The 3,155-nt window shown below is 64.8% G+C and carries 4 protein-coding genes; 1 reads left to right on the top strand and 3 read right to left on the bottom strand.

What is annotated here, in order from left to right; all coding sequences use genetic code 11:
- The 3 genes from Q1M07_RS05700 to pedF form a co-directional block, all read right to left on the bottom strand.
- The coding region (locus tag Q1M07_RS05700) for a hypothetical protein (protein ID WP_300451932.1) at positions 1-710 on the bottom strand (710 nt) is incomplete at its 3' end.
- Positions 711-722: 12 nt separating this feature from the next.
- Positions 723-1,538, bottom strand: coding sequence for a transporter substrate-binding domain-containing protein (locus Q1M07_RS05695; RefSeq protein ID WP_300451929.1), 816 nt, complete (start codon positions 1,536-1,538; stop codon positions 723-725).
- A gap of 31 nt (positions 1,539-1,569) precedes the next feature.
- Positions 1,570-2,007, bottom strand: a complete 438-nt coding sequence (pedF, locus tag Q1M07_RS05690) for a cytochrome c-550 PedF (RefSeq protein ID WP_300451926.1) — start codon at positions 2,005-2,007, stop codon at positions 1,570-1,572.
- A 393-nt stretch (positions 2,008-2,400) separates the two neighbouring features.
- On the opposite strand from pedF, the gene Q1M07_RS05685 reads away from it, so the two are divergent.
- Positions 2,401-3,155: GAF domain-containing protein (locus Q1M07_RS05685; protein ID WP_300451923.1), on the top strand; the 755-nt coding region annotated here is incomplete at its 3' end.

The following is a 3,155-nucleotide window of genomic DNA, read 5'->3' as shown; positions in this document are numbered from 1 at the left end:
TAGACGCGGCTGCCGTCGGGGGCGACGGTGACGCCGTTGGAGAAGCTGCCGGCCTTGATCGTGGCCATCACCTGGCGGCGCCCCATATCGATGGCGTAGACGGTGCTTGCCAGTTCGCAGGCCACGTAGGCGCGGCGACCGTCCGGTGTGAAGCCGATGCCCCGCGGACGCTTGCCGACGGGAATCTGCGCCACCTGCCGGCGGGCCTTCACATCGATGAGATCCACCTGCTCGGCCTCTTCGGCGCTGACCAGCAGCCAGCGGCCGTCGGGGCTGAACACCGCGTGCTCCGGGTTTTTGCCGCGCACCTTGATGTCGGCGAGCTTGCGCCCCGTAGCCGCTTCGATCAGGACCACGCTATTGGATTCTTCCACCGCCGCGGCGACCAGCTTGCGGTCGCTCGAGACGCTGATGCCTTCCGGCGATTTGCCGAGGGCAATCCGGCGGATCGGCTCTTCGGCGGCGGTGTCGACGATTGCCAGCCCGTCGGCGGGCGCCTCGCTGATGTAAAGGCGCCTGCCATCGGTGGCGATGCCGCGCGGGCGCTGACCGCCGGGCAGGGTGCGGACCACCGTATCGGTGGCGGTGTCGATCACCGATACGGTGGCCGATCTCTCGTTCGGCACGTAGGCAAAAGGCGCGGCAAACGCCGCGCCCGGTAGCAGCGCGCAAGCGGCGAGAAGGCTGTGAAGCGCGGTGACACGGCTCATTGTTGGTCTCGATTACAGCGTAGGCTGGACATAGGTGACGCCGTGGCGGGCGAAGATCGCGGCCACCGTACCATCTTTCTGCAGCGCGTGGAGTGCGTCGGCGAGCGCGTCGGCGAGTTCGCCTTCGTCGGCCTTGACGGCCATCCCGAGCGGCCAGCTGTTGATCTTCAGTTCGGGCATCTGCACGACTTCGACAACGAAACGGCTGTCCTTGCCGAGCGCCGCTTCGATCTCCGAGCGTGGGCCCATCACGGCCGCAAGGTCGCCGGCCTTCAGCTTCTCGACGGCGGCGGCGATGCTGCCGAAATGGACCACGTTTTCGCGCAGCCGGCCGCTCAGCACGCCGAGCAGGAAGGCGTCGGCCAGGCTGCGGCCTTCGACGCCGATCTTCTCGCGGGTGAATACTTCCAGTGCCGTGGCCGCCGAGCCGCGGATCTGGCCGATGCGCTGCACGCGGGCGACGGCGACGGTTTCCAGATGGTAGGGGCCGAAGATCTTCACCTTGTCGTTCTTGCCCTGCAGGTAGGAATCGACCGGTACGTGCATCATCACGTCGGACGGCGCAGTGCCCAGGTAATGGCCCTTCCAGACCATGTTGCGCAGGTCGTCGTCCATGTCCTCGTCGGCGGTGTAGCCGACCACCTGGGCCGTCAGCTTGAGCTGCTTGCCGAGCGCTTCGGCAAGCTCCACGTCGATGCCTTTGCCCTTCAGCGACCACGGGGCGAAGTCGTTGTACACCGCGACTTTCAGGTGGCCGCGCTGGCGAATGTCGGCGAGCGGGCTGGCGACGCCTTGGGCGCGGGCCGGGAGGCTGGCGGTCAGCGCCACGGCGCCGGCGGCCAGCAGGAAGCGACGACGATCAGTCTTCACGGACGGTCTCCAGCCAGGCGCGGATGGTCCACATGGCTTCCTGGGAGAGGATGCCTTCGAACGGGGGCATATACACGCGACCGTCGCGGGTGGCGCCGTGGCGGATGCGCTGCAGGAAGATTTCGTCGCCTTCCTGGCCGGTCGGCAGGTAGCGCAGGTCAGGGGCGATGCCGCCGGATACCGCGCCGAGGCCGTGACAGCGGGCGCAGTTCTGATTGAAGGCGGAGCTGCCGATGCGGATCGCTTCCTTGTCGCCAAGGTAGGGGTTCTTGGCCAGCCATTCCTTGCCGACCGACTTCAGCGTCGAGGTGTCGACTGCCTGCGGAGTCACGTCGCCGTGGGCGAACACGAGGCCGGCGGCGAGCGTCAGGGCTGCGGCGGAGAGGGTACGGATGAGGGAGAAATTGCGAACTGTCACCTGGGTCACCTTTGGTCATGATTGGAATTCGTCGAGCGCTTCGCCCTGAGGCGTATCGCCGTGGCGGTGAGCAAGCAGCAAGGGGCGTGCCAAGTTTGATCGAAAGCGCGAACCTTGCGCTTGCGTGCAGTGGCAGCCGAGTTTATATGTTCTGTTTATGGGGCGATAAACTGGCGCGGGATTTGCTCAGGGAGATGCACGGTGGAGCAGTCACATTGCTGAAATATGATTCGGCTGCTACATTTTGGAGCACATACAAAAACCGGGCTCGATCCCGGCTGATATTCCGCATCGGCGGAAGGGGGAAGACAAATGCAGGTTCCATTCAATACCGAAGCCCGTTCGGTCAGCCTTCTTGAGGCGCGCTCGCTGTTCTTTGGTCGGGGTGAGCTGCCGGCCGCCTTGCTCGACAACAATGTGTTACGTTCGTGGGAACGGTGCCGTCAGGCTGGTCTCGATCCGGCCCGCAAGGGTGGCGGCGAGCCCGACCAGCGGGTGGTGGCCGAAGCCCGCGAACGTAATCGCACGCTACTGTCCCACGCCCAGCCGGTTCTGGAGCACCTCTTCGAGCAGATCCGTAACTCCCATAGCATGGTTGTGCTTGCCGATTCGCGGGGCATGCTGCTGCAGAGCTATGGCGATCCCGATTTTCTGTGTCAGGCCGAGCAAGTCGCGCTGCGTCCGGGCGCCAACTGGCACGAATCCGAACGCGGAACCAACGCCATCGGCACGGCGCTGGCCGAGCGCAACGCCGTGAATGTCTTCGGCTCCGAACACTTTTTCGAAGGCAACGCCTTCCTCACCTGCAGTGCCGCGCCGATTCAGGATGCCCAAGGGCGTCTGATGGGCGTGCTGGATATTTCCAGCGACTACCGCGCATACCAGCGCCATTCTCTCGGTCTAGTCAAAATGTCGTCGCGAATCATCGAAAAGCGTTTGTTCGAATCCGAGTTTGCCCATCAAGGCCTGATCGGTTTTCATGTACGGCCCGACCATGTCGGCAGTCTCTGCGAGGCCATGCTGGCAATCGGCCCCGACGGCGATCTGCTCGGCGCCGACCAGTCCGCCCTCGAGCTTCTGGGGCTGCGCCGCGAGGATCTGCCCCGTCGCCACTACAGCATGCTGTTCGACGTGCCCTTGGGCACCCTGATCGACCG

The sequence above is a fragment of the Accumulibacter sp. genome, from assembly GCF_029255285.1.
GTDB lineage: Bacteria > Pseudomonadota > Gammaproteobacteria > Burkholderiales > Rhodocyclaceae > Accumulibacter.
The sequence above is the reverse complement of the archived record's forward strand: the minus strand, read 5'-3'. Positions and strand labels throughout refer to the sequence as shown.